Below are 15,983 nucleotides of genomic sequence, written 5' to 3' on the forward strand. Positions count from 1 at the left end.
GTGTGTCTACAATACTAGGGGCTTGCCACCCCGATGGTGAATATGTCTGTGGAAAGCGCAAAGTTAACGAGGTTGAAGCTGCGGTTGTTCGTCGCATCATGCAAGAATATATCTTAGGCCGTTCGCCTCGCGCAATTGCCCATGACCTAAACCATGAAGGTGTCAAAGGTCCACAAGGTAAAATGTGGAACCCATCTACCATCAACGGTAACTGGCGTAGAGGTACAGGTATTCTCAACAATGAGCTTTATATCGGTCGTTTAATCTGGAACCGTCAACGCTTCATCAAAGACCCGATGACAGGCAAACGCCAATCACGCATGAACCCTGAAAATGAATGGGTGGTTGAGGATGTGCCTAGCCTTGCTTTTGTCGAGGCTAAACTTTGGGATGCTGTTAAAAAGAAGCAACTTGAAATGCGTCGTAAGGTAACTGATCCAGATACAGGTAAGGTCCATCCAAAAGGTGCGCGCAGAACGAAGCACTTCCTATCTGGTATTCTTAAATGTTCTTGCTGTGGCGGGGCATATTCAATTTATGGAAACGGCTACGCCTGTTCCAATGCCAAAAACCAAGGCACCTGTGACAACCACCGCATTCTGAATAAGAAGAAGATTGAAGCCATCGTATTAAAAGGCCTCAAAGATAATTTGATGCAGCCTGAATATGTAGAAGAGTTCGTAAACGCTTTCCATGATGAGCTTAACAAGCTGGCAAGAAGACAGGATAAGAAACGTATTCTTATGGAAAAAGAACTTAAGAAAGTTGATGCTGAGACAGAAAAGCTTATTGATGCCATCTGCTCCGGTGTTCCAGCGGAAAAAGTTAAAGCCCGTATGATTGAGTTAGACAATCGCAGTAAAGAACTAAAACAACTGCTTGCAGTTCATCCAAGTTCATTGCCTCGTCTGCATCCATGTCTATCGACAATGTACCGAGACAAGGTTGCGGCCCTATCTGATGCCCTGATGGATGATAATGGTAATGCAGAAGCGTTTAACGCCCTTAGAGGCCTCATTAAAGAAGCGCGTGCTATCCCAACTGACAAAGAGCCGCAAATCGAGCTATACGGCGAGCTTCCGGCCCTAATCAAGCTGGCAAACAAAAACCCCACTGCCAAAAACAGTGAGGTTCTCGTTGAGTTGGTTGCGGGGGCCAGATACAACCTTTCCCCAACATTCAAATTCAGTGCCTGAACCTATTTCTTAAGGGTCTTGAGCGCAATTATACGGCTGCTATAAATCCATAGGTTCCAAGTTCGAAAACAATACTTCGTTTTGGTTGAGCTATATCCATACGAACTACAGTCGAACACACTTCTCACCAGAAGAATACCGATAGACCTCTCCCACGTTGGCTCAAATCTCATAGCTTTCGATAGTCTGATATCAAAACATAAGAGACAGCTGTTAAAGGTAAAGCAGACACACACTGGCATCAGATTCTTTAGGCCGAGTTTGACCCAAACCGAAAGAAAACCATGCTTGCTCATTTTTATTTTTAGATACTATTATCAGTTTTAAAACCTTAAACTGGATAGTTCAGTTACATACCCACAAAATATTGCATGAGTCTTGGTACCAGCGCTTTGAATTGTAGTGGACCTTCCGTTACGACGAGGCAGATACAATCTTCTGAGCTATCGGCAATGGGTTGATGATTTGTATCGTCATCTAAATCCGCGATATCACCTGCTTTAAAGCGGCCAATTTCATCACTAAATGACCCTTTAAGGACAAGTGTAAGTTCAGAACCACTGTGGCTATGCTCTGGAATTGTCACACCCGGTGATATTTTCAACAGACGAACGGAGCCGCTCCCAGCTTTCACCTCAGTTAAAGGAAAAGTTTTGATACCTGGTGCCATATTTTTCCATTTAATTTCGTTTAATTCAGATGGGATATATTGAGCCAACGGCATGGGAATATCGGATTTGTTTTGATCGTTTGCGGGTGTCAGTTTTTCTTTAGAAAAATCATCATCCAGCATTCCTAAAACTGTATCTAGTGCGCCAGATTGCATAGCAAGTTGCGTTTCATCTTCCAAAGCAACGCCCCCCAGACTTTCCATTTCTATGACTTTATTTCTGCAATTGGGGCAAAGAGAAAGATGCGTTGCGATAACAAAGCTCATACTTTCAGAGACAGAACCAGCAGCATAGGCCATTAAGGTTTCGTCATTGAGATGGTGATAAATGGTCATAGCACCTCTCCTACACTATCTTTGATCCTTTTGAAAGCGAGCCTCATGCGTGACTTTACAGTGCCCAGTGGAACATCAAGATGTTTAGAGATTTCACCATGACTGAGCCCTTCATAAAAAGAGAGCCTCACAATTTCAATCTGTTCTGCAGGTAATTGTTGAAGGGCAGTTCTGACAATGTGAGCATGTTGATTTTGATCCAGCTGTTTTTCCTGATTATCTCGCTTGTCTTCAATTTCTGTCAGATCATGATCATCATAATCAAAATGCTTTTCTTTTCTGAGAACATCCAAGCGTAAATTTCTGGCAATCCTGAAAATCCATGTACTGGCTGCTGCCATATCTGCGTTAAACAGATGGGCTTTGCGCCATACCTGTAAAAGAGTTTGTTGTGCTATTTCTTCCGCCATTGTCTCGTCACTTCCAAGCTTAAAGACATAGGACTTTACGCGGGGGGCAAAATGTTCAAACAAGGCTGCAAAAGCCTGTTTGTCTCTCTCTTTAGAAACTTTAACCAACAACGCAGTCAATTCATTTGAATCACGTTGTATAGTTTGTTCTGATTGAACTTTTTGATCCTGCACGGGTCATCCTAAATCGTGTTGTTTTTTCTTTTACGAGACGGGATGACATTTGGATCACCACTTAATTGCATTTATGAATGAAAATAATAATTTCAATTTTTTTCTAATATTCGTGATCCAACTGAAATTCTCCTGCGTAACAATTACATCGCCAATACGGAGAACTCACATGATCACATCACCAACACCTAAAAGATTAAAGATCGCCATCATTGGTACAGGTATATCCGGGATGTCAGCATCTTGGCTGCTTTCGATGAACCATGATGTCACCATTTTTGAAAAAGATGATCGTATTGGCGGTCATACGAATACAGTGAATGTGGATGGTACTGGCGTTGATACTGGTTTCATTGTTTATAATGAGAAAAATTACCCAAACCTGATTGCCATGTTTGATCATTTTGGTGTTGAAACACAAGAAACAGATATGTCGTTTGGTGTATCCGTTGGAAGAGGCGATTTTGAATATGCGGGTAGTGACATCTGGGGTTTAATCGCCCAAAAGAAAAACCTATTTCGTCCACGTTTCTGGGCAATGGTTAAAGATATTCTTCGCTTTTATAAAGAGGCCCCGAGCCTTCTTTCTATGGATCAAATGCCCAATGTTACATTGGGCGAATTCCTGAAACAAAATAATTATTCAGAGAGCTTTCAGCGTGACCATCTGCTGCCCATGGGAGCTGCCATCTGGTCAACCCCTGTAGAAACCATGATGGACTATCCATTAGAAGCCTTCCTGCGTTTCTGCGATAACCACGGACTTCTGCAACTCGCAGACCGTCCAAAATGGCGCACGGTTGTTGGGGGGAGTTGCCAATATATTGATAAATTAACGCGGAATTTCAAAGGGGATATCTCCCTGAACAGAGGGGCTGCTAAGGTTTGGCAATATGGTAGCGGTGTTGGTGTTGAAGATCGTAATGGCGAGATTGAACGTTTTGACCATGTGGTACTCGCTTGCCATGCAGACCAAGCACTGAAAATGTTAGCAGATGCAGATGCGGCAGAAAAAAAACTGCTGAGTGCTTTTACCTATCAGCCAAACATCGCCATTTTACATACTGATAAGTCCCTCATGCCCAAAAATCGCAAAGCTTGGTCAAGCTGGAATTATCTCAGTGAAGAAGTCGAAGATAAAGATGATGTCTGCGTGACCTACTGGATGAACAACCTTCAGCACATTAAAGGGGATACGGATTATTTCGTTACCTTGAACCCGACACACCTTCCAAAAGATGGAGTGATCATCAGAAGCTTCCTTTATCACCACCCGATGTTTGATCAAGACGCCGTATCCGCCCAGCGCATGATGTGGAATATTCAAGGCAAAAGAAACATCTGGTTCTGTGGCAGTTATTTTGGGCATGGTTTCCATGAAGATGGACTGCAATCTGGCCTGGCCGTTGGCGAAGCCCTTGGCGGAGTTAAACGTCCTTGGATGGTGGAAAATGAGTCTGGACGGATTAACCTTCCAAAAGATTGGCCTAACCTTATGAAACAGGAGGCTGCATAAATGTTTTCTAAAATCTTTGAAGGCAAAGTTTATCACAAACGCTTCAAGCCCAAAATTCACGAGCTAAATTACAAAGTCTGTAGTTTTCTTTTCGATTTGGATGAGCTGGATCAGCTAGATAAAAGTTTCAAGTTGTTTGCCTATAACCGTCTCAACATCGTGTCCTTTTGGAATAAAGACCATGGCACGGGTGAGGACAAACCATTGCGCCCCTATGTGGAAAACATTCTGAATGAGGCAGAGATTGACATTGAAGGCGGGCCAATTCGACTGCTGTGTTATCCCCGTTTTTTTGGATATGTTTTCAACCCCTTAAGTGTCTATTACTGTTATTCAAAAGATGAAAACCTTCAAGCCATTATCTATGAAGTCAGTAATACATTTGGCGAAAGGCACAGTTATGTCATTCCTGCGGAGAGCTCATCTGATGGGGTGATCAAACAAAAATGCCAAAAAAGTTTTTATGTCTCTCCTTTCATGGAAATGAATGCTGAATACGCATTTCGCATGGTTCCACCTCAGGATAAGATTTCAGTTTCGATTACCCAATCTGATGAGGATGGGACTTTGTTGAAAGCCAATTTCAATGGAACAGAAACGCCCTTAAGTGATGCATCTTTACTTCGTATCCTTGCCAGATACCCTTTGATGACGGTGAAAATCATTCTGGGCATTCACTGGGAAGCCCTCAAACTCTGGAAAAAGGGGCTAAAACTTGTCACCCGTCCCCCAGTGCCATCCCATCCTGTAACCCTTGTATCATCCTCTAATCAAATGGAGCCCAAGTCATGAGTGAGACAAGTGTAAGCATTCTCTCATTATCTGAAACGTCAAACCCTTGGGTTCGTGCAATCAGTAGCCAACTTGGCAATATCAAATACGGTCGATTATCTTTGACACTGCCATCTGGTCAAACGCTTCATTTTGGGGAAGGTGATCTTCATGCAACGGTGATGTTAAAAAACTACAACCCCCTATCAAAAATGATCATGCAAGGTGATGTGGCATTGGCTGAGTGCTACCTTGAAGGCGATTGGGCATGCCCTAATCTGACCGCCTTATTTGATCTCGCTCTAGCCAATGAAGATGCCTTTGCTTTGGATAACAAAGGCGGTTGGCTTTTTAGAAGCCTTAATCGTTTGCGTCACATGTTGAACGCCAATTCTAAAAAAGGCTCCAAACGCAATATCTCGTATCATTATGATTTGGGGAATGACTTTTACGCCAAATGGTTAGATGACAGTATGACCTATTCTTCTGCCTTATTTAGGGGAAGAGAAAGCCTTCAAGAAGCGCAACTTCATAAATATCGCACCATTGCTGATATGGCTGAACTTAAGACAGATGAAAGGGTTCTGGAAATCGGTTGTGGCTGGGGTGGTTTTTCACAAATCGCAGCAGAAGAATATGACTGTCAGATTGAAGGTTTGACCTTATCAAGTGAACAACTGGCCTTTGCCCAAAGCCGTTATAAAAAGTCAGGAATAGATCACTTGGCATCTGCAAGTTTAACGGATTACCGTGATGCAGAAGGCCAATATGACAAGATCGTTTCCATCGAGATGTTTGAGGCTGTTGGTTATGAAAATTGGGATACCTATTTTTCGGCTGTTAAAAAGCTTCTCAAACCCAGTGGTGTTGCTGTTTTACAAATCATTTTAATTGAAGATGAGCGTTTTGAAAGTTACCGCAAGAACGTTGATTTCATCCAGCGTTATATCTTCCCCGGTGGTCTTTTACCCAGTGTTGAAGCCTTAGAAAAAACGCTAGATAAAAATGGCCTCTCCCTAATAGATACCCACCTGTTCGGTGCATCATATGCCAAAACATGTGAGATTTGGCAAAAGAATTTCCAACATGCTTGGGATGACATAAAGCCGCTTGGTTTTGATACCCGCTTCAAACGGATGTGGGAATATTATCTGTCTTATTGCGAGGCCGGTTTTAAAGCCGGGACCATTGATGTCGGTTTATTCAAAATCGTCAACGACAACGCATAAGGCCCTTTACGCGCTGCCTGCTTTTGTCTTGGCCTTTCCAACCATCCCCGTGTTCGTCCTCCTCCCCTCCTTCTATGGCGAAACGGTTGGGTTAGGTCTTGCAACAGTAGGCAGCGTCCTTCTTTTGTTGCGCCTATTTGATGTGATCAGCGATCCTCTTCTTGGCTGGATATCAGATCATATCCCAGCACGATTTGGAAAACGCAAACTCCCCATTGCGATTGGAGGATTGATTGGTGCACCTGCTTTAATCGCGCTGTTCACCCCACCTGATGGTGTGGGTGTTGCCTATTTATTTACCTGGGGGTTGTTGCTGTATCTTGCATGGACAGCCATTCAAATACCTTACCTTTCTTGGGCTGCTGAACTGGAACCAAATTACCATGAACGCACCCGCTTAAATGGCTTTCGCGAAGGTGCGGGGCTGGTCGGTATTCTTGCCATCGGTGGTCTTGGGATCGTGCTTAGCCATTATGAAGAAAGCACACGTCTGTCCTATACGGTATGGATAACAGTATGTATCGGTTTTCTTGTCTTTACACTTTCACTATGGCAGGTCCCAGAAGGTCGCACTGTTCAAAAGATTGAAAAATTCAGCTTTCCTTCAAATAACAAAGTTTTCCTCAGAGTGTTAAGTGCATGGTTTTTAAACGGGCTTGCCAATGGTCTTCCGGCTGTGTGCTTGCCTCTTTTCCTCACCTACATTCTCGGGGCAACAGAAGAAACAAAAGCCAATCTGCTGTTTGTCTATTTTCTATTTGCAATCCTTGGTATTCCCTTGTGGTTATCACTCGCTAAACGTTTCAGCAAACATAAGGTCTGGTGCATTTCCATGTTAGGGGCTTGTGTTGTCTTTGCAGGCGTTCCTTTTCTGGGGATAGGTGATGTTATCGCCTTTGGGATTATATGTGCGCTAACTGGCTTAGCTTTAGGCAGTGACTTGTCCTTACCGCCTTCTATCCAAGCAGATTGCGCAGATTGGGATCGTTTTCGTTTCAATAAAGAACGTTTAGCCACGCTTTTTTCTTACTGGAGCATGGCAACCAAATTGGCCCTTGGGTTGGCGGTTGGAATTGCATTTCCTATCCTTGATCTGTTTGATCTCTCCAGCGGATCACCCGCATCAAAAACAGCTTTAATGGTGATCTACGCGGGGCTTCCCATCGTATTAAAGATAGGTGCAGTTCTATTGATGTGGGGCTTTCCACTGACACATAACAAGCACCGTGCCGTACAACATGCGTTGGAGAAAAGAATATGAAACGCCTAAGTGTAATTATCGGCATCTGTTTATGTATAACTGGATGTAGTTCTATGAAACCTGAAGATTTCGCCAATACTGACCCCAAGTTCGATCTGTTTGATTATTTCAAAGGCCAGACACAGGCCTGGGGTATTTTTGAAGATCGTTTTGGAACAGTGCGGCGCCAGTTTCAGATTGCGATCAACGGCACTGTAGAAGGCAATCAGCTCACCTTGGATGAGCGTTTTGATTATAGCGATGGTGAGAAAGATCAACGTATTTGGTACATTCAGCAAAAGGGCGAAAATACCTATGAAGGACGCGCAGATGACGTTGTTGGGACTGCAACTGGTATTGCAGCAGGCAATGCGCTGAATTGGGCCTATGATATGGATTTGAAAGTTGGTGACTCAACGTTTCGTGTAAAGTTTGATGACTGGATGTTCCTGCAAAAAGGCAACGTGTTAATCAACCGCGCCCAAGTTACCAAGTGGGGCATAAATATTGGTCAAGTGAGCCTGTTCTTTACGAAACCTGCAAACGCTTCTTGATGCAGGTGATGGGCCAACCCAGCACGGGAAGTTTCTCATAAAGCTGTTCTGAAGCATCCCAATGATCAATATGTTCGATCACGCGCTTGTCTTCATCATATGTAATCTCACTCATGCCCGTTAAGTTCAACAGACCAAGACCTTTAACCCGACCTTCAAAATCCCAGCGCACATAATGACGTGTTTCTGAACAAGCCTGATCAACAATATGGAATTGAGGTTGCTGCACATCTTCCAATGTTTTGAACATCATGCGTTTGAAAAGGTCAATACCGCGAATATCATTAAACGGGTCTTTAAAACGAATATCAGGATTGATGATCTCGTCGCAATTGGCAATGGCTTCAGGTGTAAGTTTTTCAAAAAGTTCAATATATTTCATTATTTTACAAGCTTTCTGATCAAGGGAAAATAGAACCTGTCTGGCAACCATTTGAGAATTTTCATCTGCCTAACAAATGGGGAAGGAAAAGCGATTTCAAAGGCATTTGAATTTAGCCCTTTGATAATTTCTGCTGCCGCTTCATCAGGTTCCATCAAGTACGGCATGTCAAAACTATTTTTATCAGTAAGCGGACTTTTAACAAACCCCGGATTGATGAGCTGCAACTTGATCTGTGTATCATAAAGTTCTGCCTTCATACTTTCACACAGGTTAATCACGGCTGCTTTACTTGGCCCGTAACCAGATGCATTTGGGAGACCACGATAACCTGCAAGCGATGCGACAACAGCAAGATGACCTCCATGTTTTTTCATATAAGGCAATAAAGCTTGTATACAGTTTACGGTTCCAAAATAATTCACCTCCATGGCATGGTACATATTTTCTATTGATGTATTTATTGTTGGTCCTGGTTCATAGGTACCCGCATTTAAAATAGCCAAATCAATTGGACCAATTTCATCCAATGCATTCTTCACATTTTTTGTATTCGTAATATCACAAAGAACAGGAATGGTTCCCCATCCAACGGACACTAGCTTTTCCATATTACGACCCGAGATAAAAACCTGATATTTTTCTTCAACGAGCCTCAAGGCCAAAGCTTTACCAATGCCGCTGCCCCCACCAGTGATCCATACCTTTTTCATTGTGCTCCTCCGGCCTTACAGGTGCGACAGCGATATTCGATGGTTGATCCGTCACTCGCAAGGAAACGTAGCTTTACCCAACGCCCCATTTCGTCATACCAGACAGAAGTGTCTTCTAAGTCACCTGAATAATCATAACGCTGCGCGTTGAGTGACCCATTGGAAACAATGATTTCCTCCTCACCTTTAGGGGTAATGGTCACGGCATTCAGGTTTCCAGTAAGCGTGTTTAGAACCTGATTATCTTTAACAACATTTGCATTCCAATGGTTGGTTGTGAAAACAGGTTTATTGATCTCTGCGATGCGGTCTTTTAGTTGGATTTCCAAAGCAGCATCTTTGCGCTGTGCCTTAAAAGACAAATGATCTGATCCATCAACGACATTGACATCCAAGGACACCAACTTGCCTTCAACCCATTTTTCAGTGGTTCTGTAATCAAAGGAATAGACAGGAAGAAACAGAATAAAGATATCGATGTTCATATTTGATGAAACACGCAGTTCATCATCAACCTGTTGGAACCGGGTGATATGCTCTCCAACAACCTCACCTTCACGCACCACATCAAATTCAATCCTTTCTCCATATAGTGAGATTGGATTAATCGCTGAAGCAATTGTCGGTCCTGTAAACAGGGTCAACAGAAGAAAAGTAATGAAGCGCATGATCCAAACCTTTTAATGCTGCGTACAAACTTCATACGACCACCTTGGCAATTTGGATTTGTTTTTATTTTGGAGTTTCAGCTTATGGATCAGAAATTAAATATCGGCGTATCAGCCTGCCTTATGGGACAGGAAGTTCGTTTCAACGGTGGTCATTGTCAAAATCACTTCTTGCGCACAACGGTTGCAGAATATGCAAGCTTCTTCCCAACTTGCCCGGAAGTGGCAATCGGCATGGGAATTCCAAGAGAAACCGTGCGACTTGAATATGATGAAAATGAAAATGTAAGAATGCGTGCCCCGAAGTCTGGTGAAGATTATACAGAGACCATGAACGCCTATGCCAAAGATTGGAGCGATCAACTCGACCAACTTGATCTAGATGGTTTTGTCTTTACAAAAAATTCCCCAAGCTGTGGTGTCTTCAGAGTTAAAATATACAAGAATGACCAACCCGCAGAACGCCGTGGCACAGGCCTTTTTGCCAAAGCCATTATGGATAAATTCCCTGAACTACCTGTTGAAGAAGATGGTCGGTTAAGTGATCCTGTATTGCGGGAAAGCTTTATAACACGTATTTTTGCATTCAGGCGTGTTAAAGATCTTTTCTTTGAAAACTGGACTCGCAAGGATGTTATTGAGTTCCATTCACGCGAGAAATATCTTCTGATGGCACATTGCCCAAAGACCTATCGAGAGCTTGGCCGAGTTGTTGGTAATATGGCAACATATACCCGTGAAGAGTTCCACATGATCTATCTCAAAACATTCATGACGGGCATTAATAACAAAGCCTCAAAAGGACGCCATCATAATGCCCTTACTCATATGGCCGGATATTTGAAGAATCATCTCAGCAAAGAAGGCCGTCAAGAATTAGCCAATACGATTGACAGCTATCGCCAAGGTTTTATTCCCCTAAGCGTCCCCATGACCTTGATCAGTCATATGTTGCGACGTTTTAATGAAAACTACCTCTTGCAACAAACTTATCTCTCACCACATCCTCATGAAATGGCATTGAGAAACCACAGTTAGAAGGAAAGAATATGCGTATCTTACTCCTCTCACTTTTAGCTTTGGGATTTGTCATGACAACAGCACATGCAAAGACAGCTTACGATTTTTCTTTTCAATCCATCGATGGTGAAAACTTGCCTCTTTCTAAATTCAAGGGGCAAGCTATCCTTGTTGTGAATACGGCATCCTTTTGTGGCTTCACCAAACAGTATGATGGACTTCAGGCCTTGTGGGATACCTATCGTGATAAGGGATTGGTTGTTCTAGGCGTTCCGTCAAATGATTTTGGTAAACAGGAACCTGGCACTGAAAATGAAATCAAAGAATTTTGTGAAGTAAACTTCAACATTAATTTTCCAATGACTGAGAAAACAGTTGTAAAAGGAAAAGAGGCCCATCCTTTTTATAAATGGGCCAAACAAGAACTTGGTTTTGTTGCTGCCCCTAAGTGGAATTTCCATAAATATCTAATTGATGGTGATGGAAATCTTGTGGATTGGTTTGCAACCACCACATCCCCATCCTCATCCAAAGTTCAAAAACAGGTTGAAGCCATTCTTCCCAGATAATTTCCATTCTCTAACATCACAAGCATATTTGAATCATGTATAAAATTGGTGATATGGTCGTTGTCAGCGATAAAATGCAGCACGACTATCAGTATGAAATAGTCGCCCCTTATGGGCGTTCATTTGATGATGGGTTTGATCCGTTTTACTCACCTGCCCTGATGCTGGAAATGGGGGTATTTGAAGGAAAGTACTTGAATGATTGCCGATCTGAGTTTCCTCAGGATTGGTTCGAGAATGCAAAGCTTGCTGATATTGCGAACCCTGAGCTCAATTACTTCGAGATTAAAAGCCGCCAACCCTTGCATGAATGGAAACGCAAAGGCTGGATTATAAACCCAGACCCACGCGGATGGTTTCAATGGTTTTGTAGATACTATATGGGCCGACGCATTCCCGGTGTTGATGCACATCAAATTAAACGTTGGCGCGCTTTTAAACGCCATGCGGCACAAGTTAAGGCAAACTGTGAATGTGGTGATTGGACGTGTCGCCCCCGACAACGACAAGCCTTACTGCAATGGTCACACAATGCCCTCGTATGAATGCTGTGCAAGAAGGGGACCAAAACCCTTCTTGCACCTGAGAACATATTAGGCATCAACCTTTTGATTTGAATATGAATAAGTGTCAGAACTCTTCATTTTATGTGTCCATTCGTCCAAATAATCTCTGGGTCTGGATACAAGGACAGAGCAATTGGCCTGATTCAGGATTCTCAGACTTCTGTTGCCAAGAAGCGCGTTCATAATCGGGCTACCGGCTGAGCCTTCCGTGACAAGTAAGTCTGCTGATGTTTCGCTTACATAATCTAAGATACAATCTTCAACATCACCTTGTCTAACCACAGGCGTTGCATTAAATGGTTCTCCAAGGACATGTTTCGTTACGTTCACCACTTCTTCCAAAGCTGTGTATCTATATAATTGAAACAGCTCTAATCTCGCATCTTCATGCATTTCACTTGTTAATCGCTGTTCATCTGATACCCCAAAGTTCCAAACATACAAGACATCCAATACCGCATTCTCACGTTTTGCCAGTGAGGATGCCATTTGAAGAATGCGTTTATTAGCCTGACATTCAAGTGCATGATCTTTACCAGCATTAACAGCAGCAACAACTTTACAATAAAATTGGTTCCCGCCGGGGCGTACAACCCAAATCGGTGTATCTGTAGCTCGCATTAGCTCAGAAGTTGTGTCAGTACCAACAAGCGTTTCAAAACCGCTATTTCGTTCGGTTGGTGCAACAATTAAATCGATGGAATTGTTGGAAACGCAGTCTAATATTTCATGGACTCTTTCCCCGTACTTAACCAGCACATTAAATTGGTTTTTATCAACTGGCATATTATCAAATAGACGGTTCATCAATTTCCTGCGTTCAAACAGCAAATCCATTGTTTCCTGTTTTGGTTCAACAATATGCAAAACTGTAAGATGTGCTTCATTTTGGCGAGCCAGTGTTATCGCACGTTGCAATGTTTCATCTGAGCCGATCGCCAAGTCGTAAATCGCAAGTATGTTCTTAAATCTTTTCATCACGTAACCTTTCTTGAACAGTTGATGATATTAAACGTTGGCTGAGGCATGTCCTTTAGGGACCGTCAATTTTGATTCAACCAGACTTCTCTTCAAAACAACCACCCCTAAGATTGTTGATAAAACGGACCCCAGAATAACGCCCAATCGCACGGCATTGAGTTGCTCATCTGTACTGAAGGCTAAGGTTCCGATAAATAAACTCATGGTAAAACCAATACCTGTGAGACAGGCAACCCCATAAACTTTAGCAAAATTCACATTTTTCGGCAGGCGACAAATTCCGGCTTTTACAGCAACCCATGAGAAGACAAAGACACCTAATTGCTTACCGACAAACAGTCCTAGAGCAATGCCAAGTGGTATAGGAGCAAGTACGCTTTCAATAGAAATTCCTTTAAATGATACACCTGCATTAAAGAAGGCAAAGACAGGGACAATCATGAAGGCGACCCAAGGGTGTAAGCCATGTTCAAGTGTTTTCAGCGGTGAATAACCGTCCTTTTCTTTCAATGGAACTGTAAGTGCTACAAGCACGCCTGCCAATGTCGCATGGACACCTGATTTCAAAACACCTAACCAAACCGCAATACCGATAAGAATGTAGGGAGCTAACGCTCTGACGCCCATCTTATTCATTACGAGGAGAGCACCAAAACCTGTCATGCCAATAACCAGCGATACGACTGACACGCTTTCTGTATAGAACAGGGCAATGGCAACGATTGCGCCTAAATCATCAATGATCGCAATTCCTAATAAAAAAACTTTTAGAGCAACAGGTACAGATGGACCGAGCAGGGCCAGAACCCCAAGGGCAAAGGCAATATCAGTTGCTGCAGGGATAGCCCAGCCACTCATATTCATAGGGTTACCTGCATTTACCGCCAAATATGTTAAGGCAGGAATAAGCATGCCACCGATCGCGGCAATCACGGGAAGGGCCGCTTTATCAAAAGAGGAGAGTTCCCCTTCAACAATTTCTCTTTTTATCTCAAGACCAACCAGAAAGAAAAATACAGCCATCAAGCCATCGTTTACCCACAAGAGAAGAGGCTTGGATAAGGTGAATTCTGCAAATGCAAATGTCACGGGAATATGTAGTAAACTATCATACCAGTTTGACAGGAATGAGTTATTTGCCAATAGAGCCATAACGGCAGCAGTAATCAACAAAACGCCACCCAGCATATCTTTATTATGTAATATCTGCTTCATTTGTTTCACCTTTCGAAAATGAATTAGCCACTCAATGAGAAACTATGGCCGCCAAAAGGAGAGACCTTTGGAGGGCGGTTTACGCGCTGCAATCGCTTAATCGTATTTACGATGTCTGCAAACACTTGGTGCTTGTAATAGAGAGGACTTTTTTCCAGAACCTCACAGCATTTATTCACATTTGCTGTATCTATATAGAATGAGCGTTTGTCTTTACTCATTTGACCTGACGCAAGATTATTTAGCAAGTTGTTGGCGTATAGGATCAACCTAGATGAAGCGAGTTCACATTCCATATACTGCTGACGAATTTTCTTATTTTTAGGTGCAGAATTACGCGTCCCGACCTCAATAAAATTAACAAATTTATGAGTAACACTTAGGACATCATTTGTAACTTTTTGTGTAAAAATAGACATGGGCATTTCCTTCTTAAAAAGTGGGTGGTCAGTAAAGGCAAGAACTGACCACCTAGTTGTCGGGGAGGTCCGGGATAATTCTGTAAAAACACCTCCTTTCGGATGGGTTCATTCCATCACTATGAATGACTGAGTTATTTACTCGGGTATATGTCTAAAAAAACACCAGACAGATTATTTACTCTTTTCATCTCCGGTTTGATGTTTGAAAATCCGTGATAGGCGATCATCATACTGACCTTTCAACGCCCAATATTTAGGGATGTAAAACGGAACTCGGATATAAACGTAATCTGTCATTTTATAATGTCCTTTCGATCATTTAATGTTTTAAGCCTTGAACTTGAGGCTATTGTGCACATCTGCTACAAGACCGTCTAATATATTGTTCATATTCATTTTGATAGTTTACACCTATTAAGGATTTTTCTGATGCTTACATTGAGACAGCTGGAATACATCATTTCTGTAGATGAAGAGCGGCACTTTCGAAAAGCTGCAGAAAGAGTCCATGTGTCCCAGCCATCACTCAGTGCGCAAATTATGCAACTTGAACAGCGTATGGGCGTAACAATTTTCACAAGAAGCAAGAAAGGCGTCTTTCCAACACCTGTCGGACAAGAACTTATTGCAAGGGCGCGTAAAATATTAAGTGACGTCGACGGTTTTAAAGAATTCGCAGAACGTTCTTCCCATCCCCTGTCAGGACGCATCCGTTTTGGTACGCCACCAACAATTGGCCCTTACCTACTTCCACATATTGTCCCAAAACTTCACCAAAAATTCCCCGATCTTAAGTTCATTGTAAAAGAGGAAATGCCAAAAAATATTCAGGCTTCTGTTGAGAACGGAAGCTTAGACATCGCCCTAACGCCCTTACCGCTTCTTTCGAATAACTTGCAAAGTCAAATCATCTTCACTGAACGCTTATATGTTGGGATGGCATGGGATCATATGCTGTCTACTCATTGTTACCTAAAAGGAAGTGACATCAAAGGACAGGAGGTTCTGACATTAACTCAAGGTCATCATCTACATGATCAAGTGAAATCCATCTGTGACACTTATGGCGCAGAAATTCTTTATGATTACGAAGGTGGAAGCCTAGATGCCCTTCGCCATATGGTCGCCATGGGTGCAGGCATTTCATTCTTCCCAGAATTATATGTTCTTTCAGAAATTAAAGGACGGACGGATTTGTGTACTAAAGAAATTACAGACAACAATATTAATCGTGACATTGCTATGGTCTGGCGCAAAGACAATCCATTAAGTGAAGAATTTATAAAATTTAGTGACTTATTTAAAGTCCAGGTGGAAGGTTTGTTTACCTAGTGAATGACTGCTATTGGCT

General features: G+C 42.6%; 19 protein-coding genes. 10 read left to right on the plus strand and 9 right to left on the minus strand.

Translation table 11 applies throughout. The annotated features are described in order from the left end of the window. Positions 1-1,196, plus strand: a 1,196-nt coding sequence (locus MTBPR1_RS08770) for a recombinase family protein (protein ID WP_126465123.1), incomplete at its 5' end; no start/stop codon positions are given. Positions 1,197-1,545: 349 nt separating this feature from the next. Here the strand turns inward: MTBPR1_RS08770 and MTBPR1_RS08775 are convergent. Together MTBPR1_RS08775 and MTBPR1_RS08780 are read right to left on the minus strand one after the other, a co-directional pair. Then, positions 1,546-2,202 carry a ChrR family anti-sigma-E factor gene (locus tag MTBPR1_RS08775; protein WP_069188652.1) on the minus strand — a complete coding sequence of 219 codons (657 nt, stop codon included), beginning with the start codon at positions 2,200-2,202 and terminating at the stop codon, positions 1,546-1,548. Then, positions 2,199-2,786, minus strand: coding sequence for a sigma-70 family RNA polymerase sigma factor (locus MTBPR1_RS08780; RefSeq protein ID WP_240492876.1), 588 nt, complete (start codon positions 2,784-2,786; stop codon positions 2,199-2,201). Before MTBPR1_RS08780 ends, MTBPR1_RS08775 begins: the two co-directional genes overlap by 4 nt. A gap of 169 nt (positions 2,787-2,955) precedes the next feature. Here MTBPR1_RS08780 and MTBPR1_RS08785 point away from each other — a divergent pair, with 169 nt between their 5' ends. The 5 genes from MTBPR1_RS08785 to MTBPR1_RS08805 are packed head-to-tail and all read left to right on the plus strand — an operon-like array spanning position 2,956 to position 8,096. Continuing rightward, positions 2,956-4,302, plus strand: coding sequence for an NAD(P)/FAD-dependent oxidoreductase (locus tag MTBPR1_RS08785; protein WP_069188653.1), 1,347 nt, complete (start codon positions 2,956-2,958; stop codon positions 4,300-4,302). Beyond that, positions 4,303-5,094, plus strand: a complete 792-nt coding sequence (locus MTBPR1_RS08790; RefSeq protein ID WP_069188654.1) for a DUF1365 domain-containing protein — start codon at positions 4,303-4,305, stop codon at positions 5,092-5,094. It begins immediately after the preceding gene. Further along, entirely contained in the window at positions 5,091-6,302 is a 1,212-nt protein-coding gene (locus MTBPR1_RS08795; RefSeq protein WP_069188655.1) for an SAM-dependent methyltransferase, read from the plus strand. Before MTBPR1_RS08790 ends, MTBPR1_RS08795 begins: the two co-directional genes overlap by 4 nt. Beyond that, entirely contained in the window at positions 6,265-7,563 is a 1,299-nt protein-coding gene (locus MTBPR1_RS08800) for an MFS transporter (protein WP_069188656.1), read from the plus strand. Before MTBPR1_RS08795 ends, MTBPR1_RS08800 begins: the two co-directional genes overlap by 38 nt. Before the next feature lie 53 nt (positions 7,564-7,616). Then, a complete protein-coding gene (locus tag MTBPR1_RS08805) occupies positions 7,617-8,096 on the plus strand; it encodes a DUF3833 domain-containing protein (RefSeq protein WP_069188657.1) in 480 nt (159 codons plus the stop codon). On the opposite strand, the gene MTBPR1_RS08810 is transcribed toward MTBPR1_RS08805, so the two are convergent. Genes MTBPR1_RS08810 through MTBPR1_RS08820 form a run of 3 tightly spaced genes read right to left on the minus strand, consistent with a single transcriptional unit; the run spans position 8,071 to position 9,859 of the window. Then, positions 8,071-8,478, minus strand: coding sequence for a nuclear transport factor 2 family protein (locus MTBPR1_RS08810; RefSeq protein WP_069188658.1), 408 nt, complete (start codon positions 8,476-8,478; stop codon positions 8,071-8,073). The two genes, MTBPR1_RS08805 and MTBPR1_RS08810, sit on opposite strands and share 26 nt — an antisense overlap. Continuing rightward, complete coding sequence (locus tag MTBPR1_RS08815; RefSeq protein WP_069188659.1) at positions 8,478-9,191, minus strand: SDR family NAD(P)-dependent oxidoreductase; 714 nt, start codon at positions 9,189-9,191, stop codon at positions 8,478-8,480. Before MTBPR1_RS08815 ends, MTBPR1_RS08810 begins: the two co-directional genes overlap by 1 nt. Continuing rightward, on the minus strand, positions 9,188-9,859 hold the full coding sequence (locus MTBPR1_RS08820; RefSeq protein WP_069188660.1) for a DUF6134 family protein: 672 nt from the start codon (positions 9,857-9,859) through the stop codon (positions 9,188-9,190). The genes MTBPR1_RS08815 and MTBPR1_RS08820 overlap by 4 nt, the downstream gene beginning before the upstream one ends. An 84-nt stretch (positions 9,860-9,943) precedes the next feature. Between MTBPR1_RS08820 and MTBPR1_RS08825 the strand changes: the two genes are divergently transcribed. From MTBPR1_RS08825 to MTBPR1_RS08835, 3 genes are read left to right on the plus strand one after another with little or no spacing between them, the layout of a single operon-like run. Continuing rightward, positions 9,944-10,897, plus strand: a complete 954-nt coding sequence (locus MTBPR1_RS08825) for a YbgA family protein (RefSeq protein WP_069188661.1) — start codon at positions 9,944-9,946, stop codon at positions 10,895-10,897. An 11-nt stretch (positions 10,898-10,908) separates the two neighbouring features. Continuing rightward, positions 10,909-11,448 (plus strand): glutathione peroxidase, encoded by a 540-nt coding sequence (locus MTBPR1_RS08830; RefSeq protein ID WP_069188662.1) that lies wholly within the window; start codon positions 10,909-10,911, stop codon positions 11,446-11,448. Positions 11,449-11,483: 35 nt separating this feature from the next. Next, positions 11,484-11,993: a hypothetical protein gene (locus MTBPR1_RS08835; protein ID WP_069188663.1), complete on the plus strand. Its 510-nt coding sequence runs from the start codon at positions 11,484-11,486 to the stop codon at positions 11,991-11,993. Between the two features lie 48 nt (positions 11,994-12,041). Here MTBPR1_RS08835 and MTBPR1_RS08840 read toward each other — a convergent pair whose 3' ends face one another. The 4 genes from MTBPR1_RS08840 to MTBPR1_RS18375 form a co-directional block, all read right to left on the minus strand. Further along, a complete protein-coding gene (locus MTBPR1_RS08840) occupies positions 12,042-12,992 on the minus strand; it encodes a universal stress protein (RefSeq protein WP_069188664.1) in 951 nt (316 codons plus the stop codon). A gap of 30 nt (positions 12,993-13,022) precedes the next feature. Continuing rightward, positions 13,023-14,219, minus strand: coding sequence for a Na+/H+ antiporter NhaA (gene nhaA, locus MTBPR1_RS08845; RefSeq protein WP_276204540.1), 1,197 nt, complete (start codon positions 14,217-14,219; stop codon positions 13,023-13,025). 14 nt (positions 14,220-14,233) lie between these two features. Then, positions 14,234-14,629: a hypothetical protein gene (locus tag MTBPR1_RS08850; RefSeq protein WP_069188666.1), complete on the minus strand. Its 396-nt coding sequence runs from the start codon at positions 14,627-14,629 to the stop codon at positions 14,234-14,236. A gap of 174 nt (positions 14,630-14,803) precedes the next feature. Then, on the minus strand, positions 14,804-14,929 hold the full coding sequence (locus MTBPR1_RS18375; protein ID WP_276204541.1) for a hypothetical protein: 126 nt from the start codon (positions 14,927-14,929) through the stop codon (positions 14,804-14,806). Positions 14,930-15,061: 132 nt separating this feature from the next. Between MTBPR1_RS18375 and MTBPR1_RS08855 the strand changes: the two genes are divergently transcribed. Beyond that, positions 15,062-15,964, plus strand: coding sequence for a hydrogen peroxide-inducible genes activator (locus MTBPR1_RS08855; RefSeq protein ID WP_069188667.1), 903 nt, complete (start codon positions 15,062-15,064; stop codon positions 15,962-15,964). Positions 15,965-15,983 lie beyond the last annotated feature (19 nt).

The sequence above is a fragment of the Candidatus Terasakiella magnetica genome (assembly GCF_900093605.1).
GTDB classification, from domain to species: domain Bacteria; phylum Pseudomonadota; class Alphaproteobacteria; order Rhodospirillales; family Terasakiellaceae; genus Terasakiella; species Terasakiella magnetica.